Origin of the sequence: Pseudomonas sp. UBA4617, from assembly GCF_002386445.1 — a bacterium.
GTDB lineage: Bacteria > Pseudomonadota > Gammaproteobacteria > Pseudomonadales > Pseudomonadaceae > Aquipseudomonas.
The window spans coordinates 135,278-160,842 of the sequence record NZ_DGIR01000027.1; the positions used below are offsets into that span (position 1 = coordinate 135,278).

Consider the following 25,565-nt stretch of genomic DNA (forward strand, 5'->3'; position numbering starts at 1 on the left):
GGGCAACCTGCTCAGGGCAGCGCCGCCTCGAACCGGTTGCCGCTGTTGTCCTGCAACAGCAAGCGGGTCGGCCCGGGGACCAGGATGTCGAAACCCAGATTGGGGTTTTCGCTGACCGCCGGGTAAAGCTGCAGGCTGGCCAGGCGCTGGCCGTCCGCGCCTTGCAGCTCGGCATGGTTGAGGAAGAACTCCGGAATGCCGCTGACCAGGCCGTTGTCCATCGGATGGGCCACCTGCAGGCGCAAGCGGCTGCTGTCGCCGCGCGGGTAGCGCCCGCCCAGCACTTCGCCGAGGTGCTCCTCCCAGCCGGGCTGGGTGCGGACCACGCTGGGCGCGGTGCAACCGCCGCCGGCGGCATCGATCAGGGTCGAGCCGACATGCCACAGGCCGTCGCGTGTCAGCACCGCAGCGCGCAGCGGCGTGGCCTGTTCGATGCGAATGCGGATTGACAACCAGGGCAACACGCGCTCGCCGGGTTCGAAATCGACAATCCGCGGCAACGGGTTGAGCTCGGCCCAGGCCAGGATCCGCACCACTTCGCCGCTGAATGCCCGCGCGTCGATTTCCAGCGGCACCTGGCGTGCGTCCTCGGCAAACGGTGGCGCCAGCAGCTTGACCCGGTCATCGAAGACGAACGCGGCCTGGCCCAGCAGCTGCTTGTGGTAGAAGTCCCACATCACCGACGGCACCGGGTCCGACGTGGCATTCGGTTCGCTGGCCTGGGCTGCCCAGGGCAACCAGCAGGCCAGCAGGAAAGTCGCTCGCCAATTCATGGCCCGCTCCTTGATGGCACGATTATCCAATGAGCCAGCGCTGTTACTGATACATCTCCGGCACCTCATAGCGCAGGCCGTAACTGGCGTAGATCGCTTTCATCCGTCCTTCGCGGATCAGCGTCTCGAGCGCTTCCTCCAGCGCATAGGCCAGCTGCCGGTTGCTCTCATGCACCGCCATGCCGATGTCCCAGGCCTGCTTGCCGAGGTTCGGGTAGGCGTTTTCCGCCAGCGCCAGCTGCGCGTCGGCGGCCTGGTGCAGTTGCCAGTCGACCTCGCCGCGCATGGCCATCACCGCGTCCACCTGGCCAGCCTGCATGGCGCCGAAGGCCTGCTGCACGTTGGGGTAATGGTGGGTCCTGGCACTGAGCATGCCGTTGAACACCGAGGTCAGGTAGAACGACGGCACGCTGTCCACCTCGACCCCGATGGGGTGCTGCTGGAACACCGCGACACTGGCCACCGAGGCCAGGCGGCGACGATCGTAGGCCACTTGCCAGCGCTCCTGCTGATAGGGGCCGAACATCACCACCTGGGCGTTTTCCAGTTCGCCGACATCGTTGCGCCGCTGTGCGTAGGCGTGGTCGTAGGGCACCCGCATCATCAGGTCGGCCAGCTGCTGGTTGCGCAGCGGGCTGCCGCGCCAGATGTAGTCGCGCAGGTCGTCGTCGAGCTTTTCCCCGGGCGGCGCCCAGATCAGCTGCAGGCGCACCCCCAGCGCACTGGCCAGGGCCTGCGCCAGCTCCACGTCGACCCCGCGCGGCTGGCCGTGATCCTCGAAGCTGTAGGGAGCGAAATCCTTGTACACCGCCACCTTCAATTCCCCGGCGGCGATGATCGCGTCGTAGTTGCGCACCTGCGCCTGGGCTGCCGCGCACCACAGCAGCAGGCCAGTCAACAGCACCGCCAACAGGCGCATGGCCGTCACTCCTCGACGTGCACGCTGTCCAGGTAGGTGCGTACCGCCCACAGGGCTTCCTGGCTCAGGTAGTCGGCCATCTTCGGCATGTACACCCGGCCGTCGCGAACCGCGCCGTGGCGCACTCGCTCGACGAACCACTCGTCGCCAGCCTCACCGGCGTCGAGCATGCGCAGGTCCGGGGCGATACCGCCAGACTTCGCTTCCAGGCCATGGCAGGCGGCGCAATTCTGGTTGTAGGCCGAGGCGCCAATTTCCACGGCCTTATCGTGCTCGGGGGAATCGCGATACGGGTTGACCGCTGCCCAGCCGTCGCCGTCCACGGCTACACCGGCATCCTTGACCGGGGTCAGGCCTTGGGTTTCCACAGCCTGGGGCACCACATTGCCATGGGCCCAGACCGTACCGGTCAGCACAGCGCCGGCCAGCAGGCCTGCAGCAAGCAAGACGTTTCGTTGTGTTGTCATTGTTATGCCCTCACCATTGCACGCATGGCCTCAACCACAGAGGCCGTGCCGCCATCTTAGGAACAGCCTGTACAGCGCCGTATCCTGCTTTGGTGGCCGGGCCTTAGTCCCTTGGTAGTAGGGCATGTGGCGAAGGGCCAAAAGAGGTGCCGGGCGGGAACTTTTCCCGGCCAGCGCGGGAAGTTTTCCGTATCCCGCGACAATCGCCCCAGCTCACCCTGTGCAGGCCAAAACTCCACAGGGAACTGCAACCATGACAACAACAACGCTACCTGCCCTTTCCCCTTTGAGCCTGAGCCTGCGGGCCGTGCTGCTGGCCGGCAGCCTGGCCCTGGGCACGGTGGCCACGGCGGCACCTGCGAGCAACAACGTGACCTGGGAAGATATCGCCAACGATCACCTGACCACCCAGGACGTGCTGCAATACGGCATGGGCACCAATGCCCAGCGCTGGAGCCCGCTGGCCCAGGTCAATGACCAGAACGTGTTCAAGCTGACCCCGGCGTGGTCCTTCTCCTTCGGCGACGAGAAGCAACGTGGCCAGGAATCCCAGGCCATCGTCAGCGACGGCGTGGTCTACGTCACCGGCTCCTATTCGCGGGTATTCGCCCTCGATGCGCGGACCGGCAAGCGCCTGTGGACCTACAACCACCGCCTGCCGGAGAACATCCGCCCGTGCTGCGACGTGGTCAACCGCGGCGCGGCGATCTATGGCGACAAGATCTACTTCGGCACCCTCGACGCGCGGGTAATCGCCCTCGACAAGCGCACCGGCAAAGTGGTGTGGAACAAGAAGTTCGGCGACCACAGCGCCGGCTACACCATGACTGGCGCCCCGGTACTGATCAAGGACAAGAACAGCGGCAAGGTGCTGCTGATCCACGGTAGCTCGGGTGACGAGTTCGGCGTGGTCGGCCAGCTGTTCGCCCGCGACCCGGACACCGGCGAGGAAGTGTGGATGCGGCCGTTCGTGGAAGGCCATATGGGCCGCCTGAACGGCAAGGACAGCACGCCCACCGGCAACGTCAAGGCACCGTCCTGGCCGGATGACCCGACCAGCGAAACCGGCAAGGTCGAAGCCTGGAGCCACGGCGGCGGCGCCCCTTGGCAAAGCGCCAGTTTCGACCCCGAGAGCAACACCATCATCGTCGGTGCTGGCAACCCGGGCCCATGGAATACCTGGGCACGCACCTCGAAGGACGGCAACCCGCACGACTACGACAGCCTGTACACCTCTGGCCAGGTTGGCGTCGACCCGAGCACCGGCGAGGTGAAATGGTTCTACCAGCACACTCCTAACGATGCCTGGGACTTTTCCGGCAACAACGAGCTGGTGCTGTTCGATTACAAGAACAAGGACGGCAAGCTGGTCAAAGCCACCGGCCATGCCGACCGCAACGGCTTCTTCTATGTGGTCGACCGCAGCAACGGCAAGCTGCAGAACGCCTTCCCCTTCGTCGACAACATCACCTGGGCCAGCCATATCGACCTGAAGACCGGGCGCCCGGTGGAAAACCCCGGCCAGCGCCCGCCCAAGCCGCTGCCAGGGGAAAGCAAAGGCAAGCCGGTGGAGGTCTCGCCGCCGTTCCTCGGCGGCAAGAACTGGAACCCCATGGCCTACAGCCAGGATACCGGGCTGTTCTACATCCCCGGCAACCAGTGGAAAGAGGAGTACTGGACCGAGGAAGTGAACTACAAGAAAGGCTCTGCCTACCTGGGGATGGGCTTCCGCATCAAGCGCATGTATGACGACCACGTCGGCACCTTGCGTGCCATGGACCCGAGCACCGGCAAGCTGGTGTGGGAACACAAGGAGCCGCTGCCACTGTGGGCCGGGGTGCTGGCGACCAAGGGCAACCTGGTGTTCACCGGCACCGGTGACGGCTTCTTCAAGGCGTTCGACGCCAAGACGGGCAAGGAGCTGTGGAAGTTCCAGACCGGCAGCGGCATCGTCTCGCCGCCAATTACCTGGGAACAGGACGGCGAGCAGTACATCGGCGTGACTGTGGGCTACGGCGGCGCGGTGCCACTGTGGGGCGGCGACATGGCCGAGCTGACCAAGCCAGTGGCCCAGGGCGGCTCGTTCTGGGTGTTCAAGATCCCCAGCTGGGACAAGCAGACCGCACAACGTTGACCCTCGGCGGGGAGCGGGCCTTCGCCCCTCCCCGTACCGTCACCTTCCTGCCGGGACCTTTGCCATGAACTACCTGCCATTGGCGTTGCTATTGGTACTTTCCCCTACCTTGGCCATGAACGCCGACGACGCTGAAAGCGATACCCCCTTGACCATCAACGGCTGCCGGATCGCCGAAGCCAGCCAGTGCCCGGGGGCCGACCTGCGTGGCGCCAACCTGGCCAACCAGGACTTGCGCAAGATGAACCTGGCCGGCGCCGACCTGCGCGGTGCCGACCTGCGCCACGCCCGGCTGGACCTGGCCAACCTGGAAAAGGCCCGCCTGCAAGGCGCCAACCTGACCCGTGCCAGCCTGCAGCAGAGCAACCTGCGCCTGGCCGACCTGAGCGACAGCAAGCTGGTGGCGATCCAGGGCTGGGGCTTGTTCGCCCAAGGGGCGCAGTTCGCCAAGGCCGACCTTGGTGCGGCCGACCTGGAATTCGCCCGGTTGTCCGGGGCGAAGATGCACCAGGCCAACCTGCGGGCGGCGGATCTGGAGATGGCCTGGCTGAGCAAGGCTGATCTGCAGGGGGCGAACCTGGGCGATGCCAACCTGCAGGAGGCCAAGTTCGGCCAGAGCAACCTGGAGGGCGCCGACCTGCGTGGGGCGCGGCAGCATTACGGGAATTTCCAGGATGCCAACATGCAGGGATGCAAGGGCTGCCCCGAGACCTGGGACAGATGAAGGGTCCGGCGTGACAGGTTCAGCGCCTGGGAGACCGAGCGCCGCCCGCGCGGCGCATCGCGAGCTGCGCTCGGTCTCACAGGCGCCGCATCTGCCAGGCCGAACCTCACCCCGCCACCCGCACCACCCCCAAGTCGATCCCCAAATGCACCAGCTCGGCATGTGAACTGACCTGCAGCTTGCTCTTGAGCAAGGTCAGGTGATTGGACACGGTCTTGGCACTGATGCACAACTGCTCGGCAATCACCCGCACCGGCGTACCCTTGGCCAACATCACGAAAATCTCCAGCTCACGCTGGGTCATGCTCTGCAAGCGTGGGTCGCCGGCCCCCTGATGCGCAGTGCAGGCAAGCTGGGTGGCCAGCGGTTGCTCGATATAGGCCTGCCCGGCCAGCACCCGCTGCACCGCCTCGATCAGCACTTCAGGCGCCGAATTCTTGGTCAGGTAACCCGCGCCCCCCGCGTCCAGCGCCTGGCGTACCAGCGGCAGTTCATCGTGCATGCTGAAGAACAACACGCGCAGTTGCGGCAAGCGCTGGCGCAGGCGCCGGGTGGTTTCCAGGCCGCTGATACCGGGCAGGCCGAAGTCCATGATCACCAGGTTGGGCACCTGCTCCTGCACCCGCGCCAGCGCCTCCTCGCCACTGCCCGCCTCGCGCACCTGCACCGTCGGCAGCACCGCCCGCAGCAAGCTGGCATAACCCTGGCGGACCACGGCGTGGTCATCAACCAACACGATATTCATTGCACCTCCATGGGGATGTTCAAGGCCAGCGCCCAGCCGGCACCCGGGCGGCTGAGGATGCGCAGTTCACCGCCCAGGCTGCGGGCGCGCTCAGCCATCGAGTGCAGGCCGACCCCGGGGCGCAGCGGCTGCGGCGCGCCGCACCCGTTATCGCGAACCAGCAGGCGCAAGCCCCTGGCGCTGCGTTGCAGGCGCACCCGCACCTGGCTGGCCGCAGCGTGGCGGGCGACGTTGGTCAACGCCTCCTGCAACAAGCGATACAGGTGCGTGCGGCTCGCCCCGGGCAGTGCTGGCAGACGCGCACCGACCCGCAGGCGACAATCGATGCCTTGGCTGGCCTGCCATTGGTTCACCAGCAGGGCTAAAGCCTCCGCCAGCGGCATGTGTTGCAGCGCCAACGGATACAGGTCATGCACCAAGGCGCGAAACCCCTCCTGCAGGCGCTGACAATCGAGTTCCAGGGTGCGGCTGGTCTGCTCCACCGCGGTGGGCTGGTCGGCCACCATGCGCAGCAGGCACAGCTGGGCACGGATGCCCGCCAGGTATTGGCCGAGGTCGTCGTGCAGGGTTTGCGCCAGCTGGGTGCGTTCGCGCTCCTGCACGGCCAGCAGCGCCTGGGTCAGTTGGGCATTGTCGACCCGAGCCTGTTCCAGCGATGCAGCCATGTGGTTGAAATGCCTGGCCAGCTGGCGTGCCTCCGGCAGGCCAGCCTCGCGCAGGCGCGCGCTCAACTGCCCGCCGGAGACCTGGCGCAAGGCCTGCAGCAGTTCATCCAGCAAACCCATGCCGCGGCGCACGGCCCAGCGGATGGTCAGCAGGCTCAGCAACAGCGCCAGGCCGCACAGGCCCGCCAACTGTTGCAGCGAATCGCGGACTTCGTCGATCTCATCCCGCGCATCCACGGCAATCGCTACCCGGCGGCCATCACTCAGCTGCAGCAACCGGGTAGCGTGGTGGCGCTCGCCGAGCAGGTGGCGGCCAAGCCAGGCATCCACGCCACGCGCCTGCGGCAGCGGCAGCGCTTCATCCGCCGCCAGCCAGTGCACCCGCACGTGGCGCAGGCTTTGCGTCAACCTTGGCTGCAGGCGCGCGGGGTCGCGCTCGGCGGTATCGCCAAGGTACGCCACTACCGCTTCGGCCGATTGCAACTCGCGCTCGACATCGGCCACCGCCTGGTGCAACAGCACCCCGGCACAGGCCAGCATCACCAGCAGGAAAAACACAGTGACGCAAAGGTTGATCCGCCACAGGGCCGACAGGTCAATCAGGCGCATGCGCGGTTTTCCTCAGTGTGGCGAGATTGCGGTCCATCGTAAGACCGGGGCCAGCGTGGCGAATTACTACCTTGGTACCGGCCAGGCGCTACTTTCTGCATATTTCCCCGGCGTGGCGGGCTTCCTATGCTGGCGCCATCTGCCGTGGAGTCGCTCTATGCGCCAGCCTGCCCACCTTGTCCTGACCTGCCTGCTGGGCGTCGTCGCCACCCTGTCTGCGGCCCCGGCTTCCGCCGCCGCGGGCCAGGCTGGCGAGCCCTTGCAGGTGCGCATCGGTTACCTGGGCTATCGCCCCGACCCAGGCCCGCTGCTGTCCAATGTCATCCCCGAGCCCGGCGACGCCGGGCTGCAAGGCGCCAGGCTGGCGATTGTCGACAGCAACAGCAGCGGCCGCTTCCTGCAGCAGCAATTCCAACTGACCGAAGCCAGCGTCGACAGCCCCGCAGCCCTGCTGCAGGCCGCCAAGGCCCAGCATGAGCAAGGCCTGCGGCTGTTCGTGGTCAATGCCCCCGCGGCCAGCTTGCGCGCCGTGTCTGCGGCATTGCCTGACAGCTTGCTGTTCAACGCCGGCAGCCCGGACGACAGCCTGCGCAGCAGCCAGTGCCTGGGCAATGTGCTGCACAGCCTGCCCGGCCGCGCCATGCTGGCCGATGCCCTGGCGCAATTCCTGGTGTTGCGCAAATGGCAGCGGGCGCTGCTGATCGTCGGCCAGACCGATGACGACCGCGCCTACGCCGCTGCCCTGCGGCGTGCCGCGAAACGCTTCGGCCTGCAACTGGTGGCCGAGAAACCCTGGACTTTCGACAACGACCAGCGCCGCAGCGCCCAGGCCGACATGCCGCTGTTCACGCAGACTGCCGAGTACGATGTGGTGCTGGTGGCCGACGAGCGCGGCGACTTCGGCGAATACCTGCCCTACCAGACCTGGTACCCACGCCCGGTCGCCGGGACCCAGGGCCTGACCCCGACCGGCTGGCACAAGACCGTGGAAACCTTCGGCGCGGCGCAGCTGCAAAAGCGTTTCGAGGCCCAGGCCGGGCGCTGGATGAACGACCGCGACTTCGCCGCCTGGATGGCCGTGCGCAGTGTCGCCAGCGCAGTCAGCAAACTGCGCCAGGCCGAACCGCGCACCGTGCAGCAGTTGCTGCTCAGCGAACAACTGCCGCTGGACGGCTTCAAGGGCCGCAAACTCAGCTATCGCCCGTGGAACGGTGAGCTGCGCCAGCCGATTCCGCTGGTGCAGCCACGGGCGCTGGTCAGCACTTCGCCGCAGGAAGGTTTCCTGCACCCGTTCAACGAAATGGACAGCCTGGGCTACGACAAGCCCGAAGTCAGCTGTAGCTACCCTTGAGCCGATAACCACAACAAAAAAAGGATTTCGCCATGCCTCGCCGCCTGTTCCACCGGGCCCTGCTTTGCCCCAGCCTGCTCTCGGGCGCCCTGGCGCTCGCCAGCGGCCAGGCCATGGCCGCCACCGCCTGGGTCTCGAACGAGAAGGACAACAGCCTCAGCCTGATCGACCTGCACACCCTGGAAGTCACCGAGACCCTGCCGGTAGGCCAGCGCCCGCGCGGCCTGCTGCTGTCCCACGACCACAAGCTGCTGTACATCTGCGCCAGCGACTCGGACCGGGTCCAGGTGATGGACGTGGCCACGCGCAAGATCATCAAGGAGCTGCCCTCCGGCAAGGACCCCGAGCAGTTCGCCCTGCACCCCAACGACCGCTGGCTGTACGTGTCCAACGAGGACGACGCACTGGTAACCGTGATCGACACCCAGACCGACAAGGTGCTCGGCCAGATCGATGTCGGCATCGAGCCTGAAGGCATGGCGGTGAGCCCGGATGGCAAGTGGGCGGTCAATACCAGCGAAACCACCAACATGCTGCACTGGATCGACACCAGCACCCAGACCCTGGCCGAAAGCACCCCGGTCGACCAACGGCCACGCTTTGTCGAATTCAGCCAGGACGGCACGCGGCTGTGGGCCTCGGCGGAAATCGGCGGCACTGTGACCATCCTCGACGTGGCCACGCGCCAGGTGCTGAAAATCCTCAACTTCCAGATCAAGGGCGTGCACCCGGACAAAGTGCAGCCGGTGGGGATCAAGCTCAGCGCCGATGGCAAGTACGCCTTTGTCGCGCTGGGCCCCGCCAACCATGTGGCGGTGGTCGATGCCAGGACCTTCGAGGTGCTTGACTACTTGCTGGTGGGGCGGCGGGTATGGCAGCTGGCATTCACCCCGGATCAGAGCCAGTTGCTGACCACCAACGGCGTCAGCGGTGACGTATCGGTAATCGATGCGAAGAACCTCAAGGTGCTCAAGTCGGTGAAGGTCGGCCGCTACCCCTGGGGTGTGGTGGTGACGCCATGAACACGCTGGAAGTGAGTGACCTGAGCTTTGCCTATGGCCAGCGCCAGGCGCTCAGGCAGGTCACGTTCAGCCTGGCGCCCGGGCGCTTCGCCGCGCTGCTGGGTCCCAACGGGGCCGGCAAGTCGACCCTGACAGCGCTGCTTACGCGGCTTTACGACCTGCAGCAGGGTGACATCCACGTGTGTGGCTGTTCCCTGCGCAACGCCGCGCGTCCGGCCTTGCGCCAGTTGGGCGTGGTGTTCCAGCAAAGCACCCTGGACCTGGACCTCAGCGTCGAACAGAACCTGCGCTACCACGCCTCGCTGCATGGCCTGTCGCGGCGCCAGGCCAACCTGCGGGTGGAAGCCGAACTGGCCCGCCAGGGCCTCGATGAGCGCCGGCGCGAGCCAGTCCGGGCATTGAACATCGGCCATCGACGCCGGGTCGAGATTGCCCGCGCGCTGCTGCACGAACCGCGCCTGCTGTTGCTCGACGAAGCCAGCGCCGGCCTCGACCCGGCCAGCCGCCTGGCGCTCAACCAGCACCTGCGGCTGCTGTGTCGCGAACAACGCCTCAGCGTGCTGTGGACCACCCACCTGCTGGACGAAGTCCAACCCAGCGACGACCTGCTGATCCTGCATCAGGGGCGCCTGGTGGCCTGCGGCACGGCCGCGGCCCTGAGCCAGGAGCACGGCGGCGACCTCGACCACGCCTTCGCCCGCCTGACCAGCGCACCTTCAGGAGCCAATGCCCTATGAACGCCTACTGGCAATGCTTCAACGGCATTCTGCTGCGCGAATGCCTGCGTTTCGTCCTGCAGCGTACGCGCTTTCTCAGCGCCCTGGTGCGCCCGCTGCTGTGGCTGCTGGTGTTCGCCGCCGGGTTTCGCGCGGCCCTGGGCATCGCCATCATCGAGCCCTACGACACCTATATCCCCTACGAGGTATACATCATCCCCGGTCTGGCCTGCATGATCCTGCTGTTCAACGGCATGCAAGGTTCGCTGTCGATGGTATATGACCGCGAGATGGGCAGCATGCGGGTGCTGCTGACCAGCCCGTTGCCACGGCCGTTCCTGCTTGCCAGCAAACTGTTGGCGACCTCGCTGATCTCCCTGTTGCAGGTGTACGCCTTCCTGGCCATTGCCTGGCTGTACGGCGTGCAGCCACCGGCCGCAGGCTTGCTGCTGGCGCTACCGGCACTATTGCTGGTGGCATTGATGCTCAGCGCCCTGGGGTTGTTGCTGTCGAACGCGATCCGTCAACTGGAGAACTTTGCCGGGGTGATGAATTTCGTGATTTTCCCACTGTTCTTCCTGTCTTCGGCGCTGTACCCGCTGTGGAAGATGCAGGAGGCCAGCCAGTGGCTGTACTGGCTGTGTGCGGTCAACCCGTTCACCCATGCGGTGGAACTGGTGCGCTTTGCCTTGTACGAGCGCCTGAACCCGCTGGCGCTGGCGGTGTGCCTGGGCCTGACCGCGCTGTTCGCCCTGCTGGCGATCCTCACCTTCAACCCCCAGCACGCGGCATTGCGCAAGCCGCGCTGATTGGCAGCTGTCCCCCTCCGGGCCCCTTCGCCGGCCCCGTTGAATGAACAGCGTCCGTATGGGAGCGGGTTTACCCGCGAAGAAGGCGACGCGCTGCATGGCACCGGCTTGGCCGGTATTCGCGGGTAAACCCAATCGCGCACGCATTCGGATATTGGGCAGGATCAGGCCAGAGGCACCCGGCTTTCTACTACTTTAGTACTACCTTTGCTGTCTGATCGTCGAATTCACAATGCACCGCCGCTGGCATGTAATGGGCCTATAACAAAAAGGATGACCCCCATGCCCCGTGCCCTGCCCCGGCTGCCGCGCCCCTTGCTGGTGGCCTTTTCGCTGAGTCTGTCGCTGGGCATCGCCCAGGCCGGCACGGAGCCGTTGTTTTCCGCCGACGGTTATCGCACCGGCGTCTACCGCAGCCCGACACCGCAACAGGTGGACGGCGCAAAGGTCATCGACACCGCCACACTGCAAGGCCTGCTGAAGCAGACCCCCGCCCCAGTGCTGATCGATGTCTATCGGCGCCAATGGCTGCAAGGCCGCTTCATCGAGGACGAACCGCACAGCAATATCCCCGGCAGCCGCTGGTTGGCCAACACCGGTGACGGCGAGCTGAGCTCGGCCTGGCAAGGCTATTTCGCGCGCCACCTGCAAGATGCCACCGCCGGGCGCCGGCAGCAGCCACTGGTGTTTTACTGCCGCTCGGATTGCTGGTTGAGCTGGAACGCGGTAAAACGCGCAAAAGCCTTGGGCTATAACCACCTGTACTGGTATCGCGACGGCCTGGACGCCTGGCAGCAGGCCGATCTGCCGGTCGCCCCCGCGCAACCGGAACCCTTCCCCTGAATTCACTTGCCGCATGCGTGCCCCGCTCCATCCCATAAAAACGAGGTGAAAAGGCCATGTACAAAATTCTGATTGCCGACGATCACCCGCTGTTTCGCGAGGCCATCCACAATGTCATCAGCGACGGGTTCCAGGGCTGCGAAGTCATGGAAACTGCCGACCTCGACAGTGCCCTGGCGCTGACCCGCGAACACGACGACCTCGACCTGATCCTGCTCGACCTGAACATGCCTGGCATGCACGGCCTCAACGGCCTGATCACCCTGCGCAACGAGGCCCCCACCACACCGGTGGTGATCGTCTCGGCCGAGCAGGAAAAGCAGATCGTGCTGCAGGCCATCACCTACGGGGCGGTGGGGTTCATCACCAAGTCCTCGCCACGTTCGCAGATGATCGACGCGATCGAGCAGATCCTCAACGGCAATGTCTACCTGCCGCCCGATATCATCCGTGCCCAGAAAAGCAGCACCAGCCGGCGCCTGAACGATACCCCGAGCTTCCCGCCGGAAATGCTCCAGGCGCTGACCCGCAAGCAATTGCTGGTGCTCGAGCGCATGACCAAGGGCGAGTCGAACAAACAGATCGCCTACACCCTGGACATCGCCGAAACCACGGTCAAGGCCCACGTTTCGGCGATCCTGCGCAAACTCAACGTGCACAACCGGGTGCAGGCAATCCTCAGCGCCGGCGATATCGACTTCGGCGATTACCTGCGCCGCTGAACCGGCTATGCGCCAAGCGATGGCTGGCTGCTGGAAAGCAGGTGGCTCATCGCCGTTTTCAGCTTCATCGGCCGCACCGGCTTGTGCATCAGGGTGTGGCCCAACTCGCGGATCTGTTGCTTGAGCTCGTTGCTGTAGTTGGCGGTGATCATCAACGCCGGTAGCGGCTGGGTACGGCGGGCGTTGATCCGCGCCACCGCATCGACACCATTGCAGTCGTTGTCGAGGTGGTAGTCGGCAATCAGCAGGTCGGCATCGGCGTGGTAGTTGTCCACCTGGCGGGCCAGGTCTTCTTCCGACAATGCAGTCACCACCTGGCACCCCCAGCCCTCCAGCAAGGTGCGCATACCGGCGCAGATGGCGGCATCGTTATCCAGCACCCAGACCCGTGCCCCACGCAGGCGTTCCAGCATCGGTTCGCTGATCGCCAGGCTCGGCTGGGCCTTGGGCGCGGCAGTGGTCACCGGCACCTCCACCGCGAACACCGAGCCTTTGCCAAGCCAGGAACGCACCCGAATGCGGTGGCCAAGGATACCGGCGATCTTCTCCACGATCGCCAGGCCCAGGCCCAGGCCACGGTCCTGCTGCGGGCGCTGCACATCACCGCGGCGAAATTCCTGGAACATTTCCTCCAGGTGCTCTTCGGCGATGCCGATGCCGCTGTCCCATACTTCGATGCGCAGGCCGCCTCGCAGACGCCGGCAGCCCAGCACCACGCGCCCACGCGGGGTATAGCGAATGGCGTTGCTGAGCAGGTTGCGCAGGATCCGCGCCAACAACTGAATATCACTGCGCACCACGGCCGAACAGCTCACGAAATGCAGCGCCAGCCCTTCGCTGCGGGCCACTTGGGCATACTCGGCGGCCAGGTTGTCCATCAGTTCGCCAAGGGCGAAGGGTGCGACGTCGGCCTTGATCACCCCGGCGTCCAGCTTGGAAATATCCACCAGGGTGCCCAGCAGGTTCTCCACATCCTCCAGCGAGTTGCTGACATTGCGTACCAGCTGCGTGCTGTGCTGCGGCTCGCGGCTTTCGAGCAGCGCACTGGTGAACAGCCGCGCTGCGTTCAACGGTTGCAGCAGGTCATGGCTGACCGCCGCGAGGAACTTGGTCTTCGACAGGTTGGCCTGTTCGGCCTCGCGCTTGGCCTCGCGCAGGCGCGCTTCGGCGCGGCTGCGCTCCTCGATCTCCCGCAGCAATTGTTCATTGAGGCTGGTCAGTTCGGCCGTGCGCTCACGGACCCTTTGCTCGAGGTGCTGATAGGCCTGGTGCAGCGCCTGCGCCGTGTTGCGCCGCTCGGTGATGTCGCGGATCAGCACGAAGATACCGGCCACTTCGCCACTGGCCAGGCGGTTCGGCACGTAGGAACGCAGCATGTAGCGTTCCTGCCCGCTGCTGTTGGTTTCAGCGAACTCGAACGTGACGCTTTCGCCTGCCAGCGCGCGTACCACATAAGCTTCCAGGCGCTGGTAATGCTGTTCGCTGTGGGCCTCGCGCAGGCTCAGGCCGAGCATCACGCCGGGTGGCCAGCAGTACCATTCTTCGTAGACCTTGTTGGTGAATTCGTAGACCAGCTCGGCGTTGAGGTAGGCGATCAGCGCCGGCACATTATCGGTGATCAGGCGGATCTGGTGCTGGTGGGCAGTCTCGGCCCGCTGCCGCGCCTCGCTGAGCAGGCGGTTGACCGCCTTGAGCTCGGCCATCGCCTGGTTCAGGGCATCGGTGCGCTCGCGCACCTGCTCGGCCAGCACCACCGAGTGCTGGAACGCGGCGTAGGGGTCGTTGCCGCGGGTTACGCCGGACTCGACACGTTCGATCAGGGCGCCGTTGATACGTTGCAGCTTGTGGTTTTCATGCTGCAGCCGGGCGACCTCGGCCTGCAGGTCAGCGATTGACGGGAGGCCGGTTGCGGGCAATGGCGACGCCGGTGAAGGTCTGGTTGATGTGCATGCCATTGAACTGTTCTCCGTAGGTGTTGAAGCCGATCACCCGTTGCTCGCGCAGGAATGCGCCGATCGGCTCCAGGCCGTGCTGGCCTTCCAGTTCCAGCCGCCGCAGGAAGCAATCGCAACCGATGCTCAGCAACAGCGGGCCAAGACGCTGCTGCAGGCCGTCGAACAGCTGGTGCAGATTGGGCAACAGCGGGCCGGGCGTCATGGCGGTGAGGACGATGCCGTTCTCCACCGCGCAGTAGAAGCTCAGGCTCTGGTCCGGGTGAACTTGCTGGATCGCGCGCACGTAGTACTGGTCATGGATGCGCACGGCCAACGGGTGAGCGGCGAATACCTGATGATCGAGCTCGGCCACCGGCACGCCGATGTGCCGGGCGTACTCCTCGGCTGCCGGCTCGGCATTCAGTTCATAGACCCGGCGCAAGGCACTGTCGGCGCCCGTGACCACCAGCTTTTCCTGCCGCGCCAGGATGTGGTGGGTGGTGAACACCTCGAAGTCGAGCCAGGTATTGACCAGCACCACCACCGCCGCGCCATTATGGAACGCGCCGCCGAAATACACGTGGGTGCGGGTCAGGTAGTTGTCGTCGCCGGCCGAACCGCCAAAATGCGGAATATCCCCGAGGGCGGCGCTGAGTGCGGCGAGCACCATCTCTTCACGGCTGGACAGGCCGTCGAGCAGGGTCAGGGCAAAGCTGTGGCCCTTGATCGGCGCCAGGGTATTGCTGCGGCAGGTACCGACCAGGCGCTCGACCATTTGCTGGGCATCGATCAGGCTGAAGTGCTCCATCTCGTCGATCAGCCCGGTGGCGATGGAAAAATGCCGATGGTCGAACCCGACCGCCGTGATGCAGTTGCGGCCATAGCCCAGCGGGGTGATTTCGCCGGCGCTGGTACAACCGACCAGGCGGATTCCGCCAAACCCCTGCTCCAGGGCCTCGCCCAGCACCTGCAGGTCGTATTCGGCGGAACAGAAGAACAGCACGAAGCCCAGATGCGGGTGCAGCAACTGCACTGCCAGCTCCTGGGCTGCCAGCCGGGCGTCGGTTGCCTGGGACATGGCACTGACCACACCGTCGTTGTGAGCCTGCTGCATCCTGGTCTCCGGCGCGGGTTGGCTGAGCAAAGAGTGTACGAAGGCGACCATTGGCGACGAATGCTACTTGGGTAGCAGGTGGGCGGTCCCATGGTTGTAATAGCGCTCCCTGACGATTGCCGGGGCCGCTGCGCGGCCCTTTCGCGGCGCAAGGCCGCTCCCACAGTTACCGCGCAGGGTTCGTGAAATTGGCCTTGTGCGTTCGATATGGGAGCGGCCTTGCGCCGCGAAAGGGCTGCACAGCAGCCCCAGCAATCTTGAGTCGAGGCCGAGAACCTACCAGGTGAGCACCGCCCCAACCGCAAAGGTATCGGTGTCTTCGTCCTGCGCACTGGTTTCATGACCCTCGATGGAGAACTGGTTGTACTCGGCAACCAGCTTGAGGTTGTCATTGATGTCATGGAACAGCGCCACTCCACGAGTTTCGTAATCCGCACCGCTGTCGACCGCGCCGTTGCCATCGTCCTTGGTCTTGCCATAGGACAGCGCCACACGGTTCTTGCCGACCTTGTACGAGCCCTGCAGCAGGTAGCCGTCACTGTCGACATTGCGCAGGGTCGGTTCGCCAGCGTTGTTGGTGAAGAACGGGTTGATGCCCTTGGCCTGGAACCCCGAACCAGTCAGCGACAGCCCGCCCATCTTCGCCTGCACGCCGTAGCCGACACCTTTGGAAGTAACCGACTGCACTGCCGGGTCGGTGTTGTCGGAGGTCTGGTAGCTACCGTTGACCCAGCTGTAGATCTGCGCCCCGCCCAGGTCGAACTGGTAGGTGATCTCGCTTTCGGTGCGCGGGTTTTCCTGGTAGGCCTTGCCTGTCGGGCTGCTGTCGTTGGTGTCCACCGGGTCCATGATGCCTACCGCGACGCGCAGGCCGTCCATCACCGGGGTGCGGTAGGTGATCTGCGAGGTGGGGAACGGGTATGGGTAGCCGCTGCCGATGTTGCCGAACGATACCCCGCCGCCGTCCACCAGGCCCAGTGTGTCACTGACCTGGCCATAGCCGGCCAGCAGTTCGTCGAGCAGGATGTTGGAGCGGGCGAACAGGCCGAAATCCTTGCCAATCAGGACCTCGCCCCATTCCGGGTTGGCCACGGTACCGTAGAACTGGCGTACGTCGATGGCGGTGTCGGTGCCGTTGGTTTCGCTGTCGTTGATGGTCACCCAGAACGAGGCGCGCGCGCCGAGCTTGAGGTCGTCCACCTGCTTGCCCATGTTGAAGCCCAGGTAGTTGGGCAGGAAACCCATCTTCACCCGCGACTGGCGGCGGTCGAACTGCTCCCCCTCGCGGTCGACATCGCTGTTGACATAGAAGGCATTGATATAGCCGTCGGTGGAAAACGTCGTCTGGTCCTTGTCGTACAGCATGATCTCGGCCTCGGCGATACTGCTCAGGCAAAGGCTCGACAGGCTGACGGTGACAGCCGCCAGCAAACGGGGGGACAGATTCTTATTGTTGTACATGGCGCGCTCCGAAACGGGGACGGGATGTCGGAGGCGATTATCAGAACCGGGCAAAGGGCCAGAAACGCTGCTTTGGAGCGGGCTGGCGGGTGCTTTGGGTCGGCGTGTGGGGCCTGAGCATTCGGGCCCGCTACCGGATTGGGCCGGGAGGCAAGACTTAGGGTTTAGGCATTAATGGCAGGCAGGTACCAATACAAAAGCCCGCCCGCGCAGGAACCGCAGAGCCCTTGATCTGGCCATTAGCCATGGACGCGCAATCGCTTGGCTTCAGGACGCCAGTGCTTGTGAACGTAGCCGCACCGGCACTTCATAGCGGTGCGGTTGCTGCCAGGCCAGCTGGGCCTGCACATCGACCGCGGCATCCTTGACCTTCTGCACCCAGTGTTCATCTTTCGGGCACACCACCAGCACACGGAAACCGTGGTCGACGCCTTCCAGCCGCACCCCCTCGGAATCATCCACATGCAGATCGATGTCGAACGCCGAGGGCAATTTCGACGGTGCATGGCCAAGCCCGTTCATGGCCAGGACATGCTGGTGCCGGTCGCTGTTGACCACCCCGTCGACACGGATGCCGTAAAGCATCAGCCAGCGGCGGATGTAGGACGGTGTGCGCCCCGACGAGGTATAGATCCAGATGCTGCAGCCCTGGCGGCGCAGGTCGCGGATCAACGCGCGCGTGCCACTGCGCAGGGGTTCGCCCAACCAGCGATGGACAAATGCCGGCAGCCTGCTGTGCTCGGCAGCGGCGTGGTCCGGCTGGCAGGCGAGCGTGTCGTCGATGTCGAACGAAATGCGCACCTTTGGCCGGTTGAATCGGCGCTCGACGGCCTGCCAGCCACGCTGCAGCAGTGAAGACCCGTGCATCAGCGGCACCTCTTGCAGGCTGGCACAGGCATGCCGCCCAGGAAAAACTGGCCCGGTTCAGGCGCCTTCGCTTCAAGGAACGCGGCGTACTTCTTCTTGATCTTGGGTAGTTCGTACAAGGCCTTGACACCATGTTTGGCGGAATTGCGGATGACCGATGACGGGTTGAAGTAGCCCTCGGCGTTGTCCAGCGACAGCACGAAGGGTGGCAGCCCGGCGCGCATCAGCAGGTAGCTGACGAGCAGCGACCCGGTGCGGTTGTTGCCTTCGATGAACAGCTGCGGCTTGCTGAGGATGCGCACGTAGACACCGGCGGCGCGCTTCCAGATCGAATCACTGCGGTACGCCCAATACCAGTTGTACAGATCCTTGATACCGCCTTCGACGTTGTTGAAGAAGCGCGCCTCGGTCGCGGCAAGATGCGCGGCGAACTCCCGGCGCCGGGCAGGATCGCTGCCACACAGCACAGTGGCATTGATCTCCAGCATCAGGTTCAGCTGCTGCAGGTCGAAAAGGTCGATACCGCGTGCGACATACTCGTCAATCAGGGCATAGCCTTCAACCACATTCAGCAGCACCTCGTCGGTGAACGGATCGCGCGGCTCGGTGAAGTGTTCGCTGAGTTCGGCAAAACGGCCCTGCACCTCACGCAGTGCGCGCTCTACCGCTGACAGATCAAGACGACGCGTGGCTGGCATTGGAAATCCCGAGTAACACTTCAACGGAAAATGATGCGGCCAAGGTTCAGCTGAACTTGCCGCTGATGTAGTCAGCGGTCAGTTGCTCGCGCGGGTGCTGGAAGATCTGCGTGGTCGGGCCCATTTCCACCAGGTAGCCGGTGCGGGTGCCCTGGGAGATGTCGACCGAGAAGAACGCGGTTTCATCAGCCACGCGAATCGCCTGCTGCATGTTGTGGGTAACCAGCGCGATGGTGTAGTCCTTCTTCAATTCGACCATCAGTTCTTCCACCCGGCGGGTGGCGATGGGATCGAGCGCCGAACACGGCTCGTCCAGCAGCAGCACTTCCGGCTCGGTGGCGATGGCGCGGGCGATGCACAGGCGTTGCTGCTGGCCACCGGACAGCGACAGGCCGCTGACCTTGAGCTTGTCCTTGACTTCGTCCCACAGCGCGGCACCCTGCAGTGCATGCTTGACGCGGTCGCCGATATCACCCTTGTAGCGGTTCAGGCGCAAGCCGAAGGCGACGTTGTCGAAGATGCTCATCGAGAACGGGTTGGGCTGCTGGAACACCATGCCGATATAGCGGCGCACCACGACCGGGTCGACCCCCTTGCCATAGACATCCTGGCCGAGGAAATGCACGTGGCCTTCGAAGCGGAAGCCCTTGACCAGGTCGTTCATGCGGTTGAGGCTGCGCAGCACGGTACTCTTGCCGCAGCCGGACGGGCCGATGAAGCCGGTGATCTGGTTCTTGCGGATCGGTACGTGGCTGTCGCGCACGGCCATGAAGTTGCCGTAGAAGATCTTGTCCAGCTTGCAGTCCATGACGATGGGTGCTTCGCTGACCACGGGAGCGGCTTTTTGCGCAGTGGAGACGTTCAAGATCGGGTGCTCCCTTTCAATACTTGGGCTTGCCGAATACTCGGCTCAGAATGTTGATTACCAGCACGATCATCACCAGTACCAGCGAGGCTGCCCAGGCGAGCTCGAGCTGGTTGTCGAATGGCATGCCGGAGAAGTTGTAAATCAGCACGGCCAGCGAGGCCGTAGGGTTCATGACGGCCAGGTCGCCGTCATGCAGGATCCAGTAGTTGCTGAACAGGGCGGTGAACAACAGCGGCGCCGTTTCGCCAGCGGCACGTGCCACGGCCAGCATGACCCCGGTGAGGATGGCCGGCAGGCCGGTAGGCAGGACGATTTTCCAGATCACCTGGGCCCGGGTGCAGCCCATGCCATAGGCGGCATCCTTCATGATCTTGGGCACCATCTTCATCGACTCTTCCGCGGTCAGCACGACGATGGGCAGCATCAGTACCGCCAGGGCCACGCCGCCTGCGGGCGCCGAGTAGGTACCGGTGGTCATCACCACCAGGGCGTAGGCGAATACCCCGGCCAGGATCGATGGCAGGCCGGTGAGCATCCGGGCGGCGAAGCGCGCAGCGTTGGCCAGCTTGCTGTCCGGGCCGAGTTCAGCCAGGAACACGGCGGCCAGAATACCCACCGGCACAGCGATGGCAGCGGCAATGCCGACCATGACGAAGGTGCCGACCATGGCGTTGCCAAAGCCCCCGCCCATCTCGAAACCGGTGGGCGGCAGCTCGGTGAACACCTCGAGGTTGAGGCGTGCGCCACCACGGGTGATCAGCATGTACAGCACGGACACCAGCGGCACGCTGGCCACCAGTGCCGCACACCAGGCCAGCGTGGTCAGCACCAGGCTGCGCAGGGAGCGGCCTTCCAGCTTGCGCTGCAGGCTGGGCAAAGCCTTGGTCGGGGTGGTCAGGTCGGTCATCATTTGTTACCCCGCTGGGCGTAGAGCATGATCATCGAGCCGAGTACGTTCACCAGCAGGGTGATGAACATCAGTACCAAGGCGGCGTACATCAGTACTTCGACCTCGTTCGGCCCAGCCTCCGGGAAGTTCAGCGCCAGCAGCGCGGCCAGGGTGTTGGCCGGGGCGAACAAGGACACGGATATGTTGTTGGCATTGCCGACCAGCATGGCCAGTGCCATGGTTTCGCCCAGTGCCCGGCCCAGGCCGAGCACCAGCGAACCGAAGATGCCGGTGGCCGCGGACGGCACCATCACCTTGAGGATCGCCTCCCAGTGGGTGGCGCCCAGGCCATAGGCCGCCTGCTTGGTTTTCATCGGCACGCTGGTCAGCGCATCCTGCGAAACGGCGGCAATGGTCGGCAGAATCATGATGGCCAGTACCAGCGCGGCAGGCAGCAGCCCGGGCCCGCTCAGGGACGTACCGAAAAAGGGAATCCAGCCCAGCTCGCTGTTCAGCCAGGTGGTCAGCGGGCGGATGGCCGGGATCACCACGTAGATCCCCCACAGGCCGTAAACCACGCTGGGGATCGCAGCAAGCAGCTCGACAATGGTGCGGAACACTGCTGCCAGCTTGGCCGGCAGGAAGTCCTGGGTGAGGAAAATGGCCATGCTGACGCCGAAGAAACCGGCGATCAACAGGGCGATCAGGGCGCTGTACAGGGTGCCCCAGATCGCCGGCAGAATACCGTACTTGCCTTGGTTGACGTCCCAGACACTGCCGAACAACACATCGAAGCCGTGCTTCTCGATGCCGGGCAGTGCCTTGCGCCCTACTTCGTAGACCAGCGCGAAGACCAGCGCCAGCACCAGCACCACACCGATGCGTGCCAGCGCACGGAAGGTGCGATCAACCAGGAAGTCTTTCGCAGACGGCGGCTGGCACGCGGAGTGAGGGTTTTCCGGGATGGCGAAAGGTGTGTTCATGGGCAGGTTCCGGGACTGGGGACAAACGTCCCCGGCATGGCGGCATGACCACACCGGGAGCGCCTGGCGGTATTACTGGATGTTGGCGGACGCTTTGCGCACCTGGTCGACCACCGATGGCGGCAGCGGGATGTAGCCCATCGAGTCGGCGACTTTCTGCCCTTCGGTCAGGCTGTACTCGACCATCTCGCGCATGGCCTTGGCCTTGGCCGGGTTGCCGTTGTCCTTGCGGAAGATCATCCAGGTGTACGAGGTGATCGGGTAGGACTTGGCACCGTCCGGGTCAGGCAGCCAGGCCACCAGGTTTTCCGGCATGTTCACCGCAGCCAGCGCCTCTGCACCGCTTTCGGCGTTCGGCACCACGTACTGGCCGGCCTTGTTCTGCAGCTGGGCGAAGTCGACCTTGGCCAGCTTGGCGAAGCCATATTCGATGTAGCCGATGGCACCCGGGGTCTGGCGCACGGTGGCGGTTACCCCATCGTTCTTCGGCGACTTGATGAACTTGTCGCTGGCCGGCCAGTTGACGGTGTTGCCTTCACCCAGCGTTTGCTTGAAGTCGGCGTTGATGGCCGCCAAATGCTTGGTGAAGACCGCGGTGGTACCGCTGGAGTCGGCGCGCACGACCACGGTGATCGGGGTGGCTGGCAGTTTCAGCTCAGGGTTGGCCGCGACGATCTGCGGGTCGTTCCACTGGGTAATCTTGCCGAGGAAGATGTTGGCGTACACATCGCGCGGCAGTTTCAGCCCCTTTGGGTTACCTGGCAGGTTGTAGGCCAGGACGATTTCACCGGCGGTCATCGGCAGCAACTGTACACCTTCACCGACCTTGGCGATTTCTTCCGGCTTCATGGCCGAGTCGCTGGCAGCGAAGTCGACAGTCTTGTTCAGAAAGTCCTGAACACCGGCCCCGCTCCCCTTGGACTGGTAATCCACGGTGACGCCGTCAGTTTCCTTGCTGAAGGCCTTGAACCAGGTCAGGTAGATAGGTGCTGGGAAGCTGGCGCCGGAACCGGTCAGGCGTACGTTCTCTGCGGCGAACGCGACCGAAGTGGCGCAGACAGAAACGGCAACGGCAAGTGCAGCAGACTTCATCAGGCGTATCATGGAAAAGCGCTCCGTGTGATGGCCGGCACACTTTGCAGCAGCAATGTTACAGCTTTGTGACCGACGAAAGGCATGCCGCGGGTTAGAGCCGCCCGCTCGCGCCATCACGGCGTAGCCTGGCTTCCGAAAGACCCGACGCACGCGCAGGCGCCAGCCGCAACCTTAAACCGCCGATATGTCGTTTGCATGACTGCCTCCATGGCCCCGGCGCCCGTCTGTCGCCGGCACGGCACCCATGCGCAGGTTGCGGGCCGAACAGTGGGTGACCCACTGTAAAAGGAGATTCACCATGCAAACGATAACGGCTCGATCGATGCTGCTCGCCTTGTACCTGGGTATCAGCGCCCCCCTCGCGCTGGCCGCCACGGATGTGATCGACCAGCCCGCCCCGGGCAGCCAGCCTCACGATAATGGCCATATGAACGGCCAAGGTGGAGCGAGCGGCTCCGGCACCCCGGCTGATGGCATGGGTACAGGCACGGGCGGCACGGATGACAATGGCACCGACAGCACGGGTGGCGATGGCACTACAGGTGGTTCGGGCAGCGGTAGCGACACGGGGACCGGGGCTGGCAGCGGAACGGGCAGCGGCACCGGCGGCGGCAGTGGCGGTTCGAGCGGTGCGGGTGGCGGCGGCGCAGGCTCCGGCAGCTGAGGCTGGCAACCGAGGGCCTGGCGTGACGACAGCTCCCGGCAAAGCCATGGCGCAGGTGCGCCTGCACAGCACCGACATACCAGCCCGCCTCGACCGGCTGCCCTGGACGCGCTTTCATACGCTGCTGGTGCTGGCGCTGGGCATCACCTGGCTGCTCGATGGCCTGGAGGTGACCTTGGCCGGCTCGGTGTCGGGCGCCCTCAAGGACAGCCCGGCCCTGGCCATGAGCAACACCGACATCGGCCTGGCGGGAGCTGCCTATATCGCTGGCGCGGTGCTCGGCGCGTTGTGCTTCGGCTGGCTGACCGACCGCCTGGGGCGGCGCAAGCTGTTTTTCATCACGCTGTTCCTGTATATCGGCGCCACCGCGGCCACGGCGTTTTCCTGGGACCTGTGGAGTTTCCTGCTGTTCCGCTTCTTCACCGGCGCCGGCATCGGCGGCGAGTACACTGCGATCAACTCGACCATCCAGGAATTCACCCCGGCGCGCTATCGCGGCTGGGTCGACCTGACCATCAATGGCACTTTCTGGATCGGCGCAGCGCTAGGCGCGGTGGCTGCGGTGGTGCTGCTCGACCCGGCCGTGGCCGGTGGCGAACTGGGCTGGCGCCTGTGCTTTGGCATTGGCGCAGTTCTGGGCCTGGTGATCATGCTGATGCGCCTGTGGATACCCGAGAGCCCGCGCTGGCTGGTGGTTCACGACCAGCCGGAGGAAGCCGAGCGCATCGTTGCCGAGATCGAACGCCACTACCGCCACCGCGGCATTGCCATACCGCCGGTGCAGGCCCCTCCCCTGCGCCTGCGCGCGCGTAGCCATACGCCATTGCGCGAGGTCTTCCACAGCCTGTTCATCGAGCATCGGCGCCGGGCACTGGTAGGCCTGAGCTTGCTCACGGCCCAGGCCTTCTTCTACAACGCGATCTTCTTCACCTACGCGCTGGTACTGACCGACTTCTATGGCGTGCCGTCGGCGCAGGTGGGCTGGTATGTGCTGCCGTTCGCCCTGGGCAATTTCTGCGGGCCGTTGCTGCTGGGCCGGCTGTTCGACTCGTTAGGCCGGCGCATCATGATCAGCGCGACCTACCTGGTATCAGGCGTCCTGCTGGCGCTCAGCGGCTACCTGTTCCAGCAGCAACTGCTCGATGTGACCCAGCAGACCATCGCCTGGATGGTGATCTTCTTCTTTGCCTCGGCTGCGGCCAGCTCCGCCTACCTGACAGTGGCAGAGACCTTCCCGCTGGAAATCCGCGCGCTGGCGATCGCCGTGTTCTACGCCTTCGGCACCGGGCTTGGCGGCCTCATCGGCCCGACCCTGTTCGGCGCGCTGATCGAGTCGGGTGAACGTCTGAACGTGCTGTATGGCTACCTGCTCGGCGCGGCGCTGATGATCATCGCCGCGCTCACCCAGGCAGTGTGGGGCGTGGCTGCCGAGCGCCGCTCACTGGAGCACGTGGCCAGGCCATTGTCGCAGGTCAGCGACACCTGAACCGGGCCGGGCAACGGACCGCTCGTCCATTGCCCGGCACTCTGCCGGTGCACCCGTTTCAACCGTTCAGGCAAACCCAAGCAGGAGAAAAGACCATGCCACGCGGTGACAAGGACAAATACACAGACAAGCAGAAGCGCAAGGCCGAACATATAGAGGAAAGCTACGAACACAAGGGCGTGTCAAAGGATGAAGCCGAAGCGCGTGCCTGGGCGACGGTCAACAAGCAGTCCGGAGGCGGCGAGAAGAAAGGCGGCTCCGGCAGCAAGACCTCTTCTGCAGAGCAGAAAACCGCGCGCTCGGATTCGGCCAAACGCGCCGCCAAATCGCGTCAGGGCCATTCACGCACTTCGGGCGCCTCGCTGGAGACGCAGAGCAAGGAAAGCCTGTTGAAGGAAGCGCGCAGCAAGGACATCAAGGGGCGCTCCAGCATGACCAAGGCACAGTTGGTGGAGGCGCTGCGCAAGCACGCTTGATGCACGCTCAAGACATTGCGTACAACGCGGATCAGCCCATGGCACCCAGACCGTTGCCAGCCATGGGCGCGTCCTCGGCATCCGGGCACCGGTTGCGGCATTCACATTCGAACTCGGCTTGCGCGCGGGTTGGAAGATTCAGGCTAAGGCGAACCTTTTCTTGCGTGTCATAGAGGTCGTACCCCTCCCCCAGGGCTGCGGGAAAGCCAAGCCCGCGGGGATAGGTTTCTTTCTTGAGAGGCACAGCGGGAACCACAACGAAACGCGTCTGCATGATCATCCCCCTTCGGCAGTACCATAGTATTAGTATGGCTATGTGAAAGCATCAAGCTGACTCATGCAATAAATCTCGAGGCGCAGTACCTGCGCCTGATTTCCCTGATGGGCGGCCGAACCGCGGCGCTCCTTGCTGCAGACAATCGCCTTCTTCCCTATACTGCAGGGCCCACAGCGTGGCACTGTGCCAGGCATCGCATCGATTGCATCGATGATTACTATCGAACGACGCGCCTGTTGGCCAGGCAAAACCGC

The 25,565-nt window shown here is 64.5% G+C and carries 26 protein-coding genes; 11 read left to right on the plus strand and 15 right to left on the minus strand.

The annotated features are described in order from the left end of the window. Positions 1-11: 11 nt before the first annotated feature. Genes B4L76_RS13100 through pedF form a run of 3 tightly spaced genes read right to left on the minus strand, consistent with a single transcriptional unit; the run spans position 12 to position 2,159 of the window. Positions 12-773 (minus strand): quinoprotein dehydrogenase-associated SoxYZ-like carrier, encoded by a 762-nt coding sequence (locus B4L76_RS13100; protein WP_296233023.1) that lies wholly within the window; start codon positions 771-773, stop codon positions 12-14. A gap of 43 nt (positions 774-816) precedes the next feature. After that, a complete protein-coding gene (locus tag B4L76_RS13105) occupies positions 817-1,692 on the minus strand; it encodes a substrate-binding periplasmic protein (protein ID WP_296233024.1) in 876 nt (291 codons plus the stop codon). 5 nt (positions 1,693-1,697) lie between these two features. Then, positions 1,698-2,159 carry a cytochrome c-550 PedF gene (gene pedF, locus B4L76_RS13110; protein WP_296233026.1) on the minus strand — a complete coding sequence of 154 codons (462 nt, stop codon included), beginning with the start codon at positions 2,157-2,159 and terminating at the stop codon, positions 1,698-1,700. Between the two features lie 253 nt (positions 2,160-2,412). Here pedF and exaA point away from each other — a divergent pair, with 253 nt between their 5' ends. Together exaA and B4L76_RS13120 are read left to right on the plus strand one after the other, a co-directional pair. Beyond that, complete coding sequence (gene exaA / locus B4L76_RS13115) at positions 2,413-4,293, plus strand: quinoprotein ethanol dehydrogenase (protein WP_296233027.1); 1,881 nt, start codon at positions 2,413-2,415, stop codon at positions 4,291-4,293. 64 nt (positions 4,294-4,357) lie between these two features. Continuing rightward, on the plus strand, positions 4,358-5,017 hold the full coding sequence (locus B4L76_RS13120; RefSeq protein ID WP_296233029.1) for a pentapeptide repeat-containing protein: 660 nt from the start codon (positions 4,358-4,360) through the stop codon (positions 5,015-5,017). A 106-nt stretch (positions 5,018-5,123) separates the two neighbouring features. Here B4L76_RS13120 and B4L76_RS13125 read toward each other — a convergent pair whose 3' ends face one another. Together B4L76_RS13125 and B4L76_RS13130 are read right to left on the minus strand one after the other, a co-directional pair. Continuing rightward, complete coding sequence (locus B4L76_RS13125) at positions 5,124-5,762, minus strand: response regulator (protein WP_296233031.1); 639 nt, start codon at positions 5,760-5,762, stop codon at positions 5,124-5,126. Continuing rightward, complete coding sequence (locus B4L76_RS13130) at positions 5,759-7,036, minus strand: HAMP domain-containing sensor histidine kinase (RefSeq protein WP_296233032.1); 1,278 nt, start codon at positions 7,034-7,036, stop codon at positions 5,759-5,761. Before B4L76_RS13130 ends, B4L76_RS13125 begins: the two co-directional genes overlap by 4 nt. A gap of 157 nt (positions 7,037-7,193) precedes the next feature. Here B4L76_RS13130 and B4L76_RS13135 point away from each other — a divergent pair, with 157 nt between their 5' ends. The 6 genes from B4L76_RS13135 (at position 7,194) to B4L76_RS13160 (ending at position 12,499) form a co-directional block, all read left to right on the plus strand. After that, positions 7,194-8,387, plus strand: coding sequence for an ABC transporter substrate-binding protein (locus tag B4L76_RS13135; RefSeq protein WP_296233034.1), 1,194 nt, complete (start codon positions 7,194-7,196; stop codon positions 8,385-8,387). 32 nt (positions 8,388-8,419) lie between these two features. Beyond that, positions 8,420-9,409 carry a YVTN family beta-propeller repeat protein gene (locus B4L76_RS13140; RefSeq protein ID WP_296233035.1) on the plus strand — a complete coding sequence of 330 codons (990 nt, stop codon included), beginning with the start codon at positions 8,420-8,422 and terminating at the stop codon, positions 9,407-9,409. After that, positions 9,406-10,146, plus strand: a complete 741-nt coding sequence (locus B4L76_RS13145) for an ABC transporter ATP-binding protein (protein ID WP_296233037.1) — start codon at positions 9,406-9,408, stop codon at positions 10,144-10,146. The genes B4L76_RS13140 and B4L76_RS13145 overlap by 4 nt, the downstream gene beginning before the upstream one ends. Beyond that, positions 10,143-10,934, plus strand: a complete 792-nt coding sequence (locus B4L76_RS13150; protein WP_296233039.1) for an ABC transporter permease — start codon at positions 10,143-10,145, stop codon at positions 10,932-10,934. Before B4L76_RS13145 ends, B4L76_RS13150 begins: the two co-directional genes overlap by 4 nt. Positions 10,935-11,216: 282 nt before the next feature. Continuing rightward, complete coding sequence (locus B4L76_RS13155) at positions 11,217-11,777, plus strand: PQQ-dependent catabolism-associated CXXCW motif protein (RefSeq protein WP_296233040.1); 561 nt, start codon at positions 11,217-11,219, stop codon at positions 11,775-11,777. A 56-nt stretch (positions 11,778-11,833) separates the two neighbouring features. Further along, positions 11,834-12,499 (plus strand): response regulator transcription factor, encoded by a 666-nt coding sequence (locus B4L76_RS13160; protein WP_296233041.1) that lies wholly within the window; start codon positions 11,834-11,836, stop codon positions 12,497-12,499. A gap of 5 nt (positions 12,500-12,504) precedes the next feature. On the opposite strand, the gene B4L76_RS13165 is transcribed toward B4L76_RS13160, so the two are convergent. From B4L76_RS13165 to pstS, 9 genes are all read right to left on the minus strand, one after another. Continuing rightward, entirely contained in the window at positions 12,505-14,454 is a 1,950-nt protein-coding gene (locus B4L76_RS13165) for a PAS domain-containing hybrid sensor histidine kinase/response regulator (RefSeq protein ID WP_414707189.1), read from the minus strand. Next, positions 14,384-15,547: a nitric oxide-sensing protein NosP gene (gene nosP, locus B4L76_RS13170; protein WP_296233044.1), complete on the minus strand. Its 1,164-nt coding sequence runs from the start codon at positions 15,545-15,547 to the stop codon at positions 14,384-14,386. The genes B4L76_RS13165 and nosP overlap by 71 nt, the downstream gene beginning before the upstream one ends. Positions 15,548-15,823: 276 nt before the next feature. Then, positions 15,824-17,008: a porin gene (locus B4L76_RS13175; protein ID WP_296233046.1), complete on the minus strand. Its 1,185-nt coding sequence runs from the start codon at positions 17,006-17,008 to the stop codon at positions 15,824-15,826. Positions 17,009-17,275: 267 nt separating this feature from the next. Next, positions 17,276-17,875, minus strand: coding sequence for a hypothetical protein (locus B4L76_RS13180; protein ID WP_296233048.1), 600 nt, complete (start codon positions 17,873-17,875; stop codon positions 17,276-17,278). Further along, positions 17,875-18,573, minus strand: coding sequence for a hypothetical protein (locus B4L76_RS13185; RefSeq protein ID WP_296233050.1), 699 nt, complete (start codon positions 18,571-18,573; stop codon positions 17,875-17,877). The genes B4L76_RS13180 and B4L76_RS13185 overlap by 1 nt, the downstream gene beginning before the upstream one ends. A 46-nt stretch (positions 18,574-18,619) precedes the next feature. Next, positions 18,620-19,381 carry a phosphate ABC transporter ATP-binding protein PstB gene (pstB, locus tag B4L76_RS13190; protein WP_296233200.1) on the minus strand — a complete coding sequence of 254 codons (762 nt, stop codon included), beginning with the start codon at positions 19,379-19,381 and terminating at the stop codon, positions 18,620-18,622. Between the two features lie 73 nt (positions 19,382-19,454). Next, on the minus strand, positions 19,455-20,348 hold the full coding sequence (gene pstA / locus B4L76_RS13195; RefSeq protein WP_186676964.1) for a phosphate ABC transporter permease PstA: 894 nt from the start codon (positions 20,346-20,348) through the stop codon (positions 19,455-19,457). Further along, a complete protein-coding gene (gene pstC, locus B4L76_RS13200) occupies positions 20,348-21,313 on the minus strand; it encodes a phosphate ABC transporter permease subunit PstC (protein WP_296233051.1) in 966 nt (321 codons plus the stop codon). Before pstC ends, pstA begins: the two co-directional genes overlap by 1 nt. A 72-nt stretch (positions 21,314-21,385) precedes the next feature. After that, complete coding sequence (pstS, locus tag B4L76_RS13205; protein ID WP_296233053.1) at positions 21,386-22,417, minus strand: phosphate ABC transporter substrate-binding protein PstS; 1,032 nt, start codon at positions 22,415-22,417, stop codon at positions 21,386-21,388. A 289-nt stretch (positions 22,418-22,706) separates the two neighbouring features. On the opposite strand from pstS, the gene B4L76_RS13210 reads away from it, so the two are divergent. The 3 genes from B4L76_RS13210 (at position 22,707) to B4L76_RS13220 (ending at position 25,034) form a co-directional block, all read left to right on the plus strand. Further along, a complete protein-coding gene (locus B4L76_RS13210) occupies positions 22,707-23,072 on the plus strand; it encodes a hypothetical protein (protein WP_296233055.1) in 366 nt (121 codons plus the stop codon). Between the two features lie 46 nt (positions 23,073-23,118). Further along, the gene (locus tag B4L76_RS13215) at positions 23,119-24,558 is read left to right on the plus strand and encodes an MFS transporter (RefSeq protein ID WP_296233204.1); all 1,440 of its coding nucleotides are present in this window, start codon (positions 23,119-23,121) and stop codon (positions 24,556-24,558) included. A gap of 95 nt (positions 24,559-24,653) precedes the next feature. Beyond that, entirely contained in the window at positions 24,654-25,034 is a 381-nt protein-coding gene (locus B4L76_RS13220) for a termination factor Rho (protein WP_296233056.1), read from the plus strand. 31 nt (positions 25,035-25,065) lie between these two features. On the opposite strand, the gene B4L76_RS13225 is transcribed toward B4L76_RS13220, so the two are convergent. Then, on the minus strand, positions 25,066-25,314 hold the full coding sequence (locus B4L76_RS13225; protein ID WP_296233057.1) for a hypothetical protein: 249 nt from the start codon (positions 25,312-25,314) through the stop codon (positions 25,066-25,068). Positions 25,315-25,565: the final 251 nt, after the last annotated feature.

Bases quoted from the DNA above. Each gene is read 5' to 3' on its own strand.
- B4L76_RS13165 (WP_414707189.1), bottom strand. From the start codon at position 14,454: ATGGCATGCACATCAACCAGACCTTCACCGGCGTCGCCATTGCCCGCA.
- B4L76_RS13220 (WP_296233056.1), top strand. From the start codon at position 24,654: ATGCCACGCGGTGACAAGGACAAATACACAGACAAGCAGAAGCGCAAG.
- B4L76_RS13145 (WP_296233037.1), top strand. From the start codon at position 9,406: ATGAACACGCTGGAAGTGAGTGACCTGAGCTTTGCCTATGGCCAGCGC.
- B4L76_RS13135 (WP_296233034.1), top strand. From the start codon at position 7,194: ATGCGCCAGCCTGCCCACCTTGTCCTGACCTGCCTGCTGGGCGTCGTC.
- B4L76_RS13140 (WP_296233035.1), top strand. From the start codon at position 8,420: ATGCCTCGCCGCCTGTTCCACCGGGCCCTGCTTTGCCCCAGCCTGCTC.
- B4L76_RS13160 (WP_296233041.1), top strand. From the start codon at position 11,834: ATGTACAAAATTCTGATTGCCGACGATCACCCGCTGTTTCGCGAGGCC.
- B4L76_RS13150 (WP_296233039.1), top strand. From the start codon at position 10,143: ATGAACGCCTACTGGCAATGCTTCAACGGCATTCTGCTGCGCGAATGC.
- exaA (WP_296233027.1), top strand. From the start codon at position 2,413: ATGACAACAACAACGCTACCTGCCCTTTCCCCTTTGAGCCTGAGCCTG.
- B4L76_RS13185 (WP_296233050.1), bottom strand. From the start codon at position 18,573: ATGCCAGCCACGCGTCGTCTTGATCTGTCAGCGGTAGAGCGCGCACTG.
- pedF (WP_296233026.1), bottom strand. From the start codon at position 2,159: ATGACAACACAACGAAACGTCTTGCTTGCTGCAGGCCTGCTGGCCGGC.
- B4L76_RS13125 (WP_296233031.1), bottom strand. From the start codon at position 5,762: ATGAATATCGTGTTGGTTGATGACCACGCCGTGGTCCGCCAGGGTTAT.
- B4L76_RS13105 (WP_296233024.1), bottom strand. From the start codon at position 1,692: ATGCGCCTGTTGGCGGTGCTGTTGACTGGCCTGCTGCTGTGGTGCGCG.
- B4L76_RS13210 (WP_296233055.1), top strand. From the start codon at position 22,707: ATGCAAACGATAACGGCTCGATCGATGCTGCTCGCCTTGTACCTGGGT.
- B4L76_RS13155 (WP_296233040.1), top strand. From the start codon at position 11,217: ATGCCCCGTGCCCTGCCCCGGCTGCCGCGCCCCTTGCTGGTGGCCTTT.
- B4L76_RS13100 (WP_296233023.1), bottom strand. From the start codon at position 773: ATGAATTGGCGAGCGACTTTCCTGCTGGCCTGCTGGTTGCCCTGGGCA.
- B4L76_RS13180 (WP_296233048.1), bottom strand. From the start codon at position 17,875: ATGCACGGGTCTTCACTGCTGCAGCGTGGCTGGCAGGCCGTCGAGCGC.
- pstC (WP_296233051.1), bottom strand. From the start codon at position 21,313: ATGAACACACCTTTCGCCATCCCGGAAAACCCTCACTCCGCGTGCCAG.
- pstS (WP_296233053.1), bottom strand. From the start codon at position 22,417: ATGATACGCCTGATGAAGTCTGCTGCACTTGCCGTTGCCGTTTCTGTC.
- B4L76_RS13175 (WP_296233046.1), bottom strand. From the start codon at position 17,008: ATGTACAACAATAAGAATCTGTCCCCCCGTTTGCTGGCGGCTGTCACC.
- B4L76_RS13225 (WP_296233057.1), bottom strand. From the start codon at position 25,314: ATGATCATGCAGACGCGTTTCGTTGTGGTTCCCGCTGTGCCTCTCAAG.
- pstA (WP_186676964.1), bottom strand. From the start codon at position 20,348: ATGACCGACCTGACCACCCCGACCAAGGCTTTGCCCAGCCTGCAGCGC.
- B4L76_RS13130 (WP_296233032.1), bottom strand. From the start codon at position 7,036: ATGCGCCTGATTGACCTGTCGGCCCTGTGGCGGATCAACCTTTGCGTC.
- B4L76_RS13215 (WP_296233204.1), top strand. From the start codon at position 23,119: ATGGCGCAGGTGCGCCTGCACAGCACCGACATACCAGCCCGCCTCGAC.
- B4L76_RS13120 (WP_296233029.1), top strand. From the start codon at position 4,358: ATGAACTACCTGCCATTGGCGTTGCTATTGGTACTTTCCCCTACCTTG.
- nosP (WP_296233044.1), bottom strand. From the start codon at position 15,547: ATGCAGCAGGCTCACAACGACGGTGTGGTCAGTGCCATGTCCCAGGCA.
- pstB (WP_296233200.1), bottom strand. From the start codon at position 19,381: ATGGACTGCAAGCTGGACAAGATCTTCTACGGCAACTTCATGGCCGTG.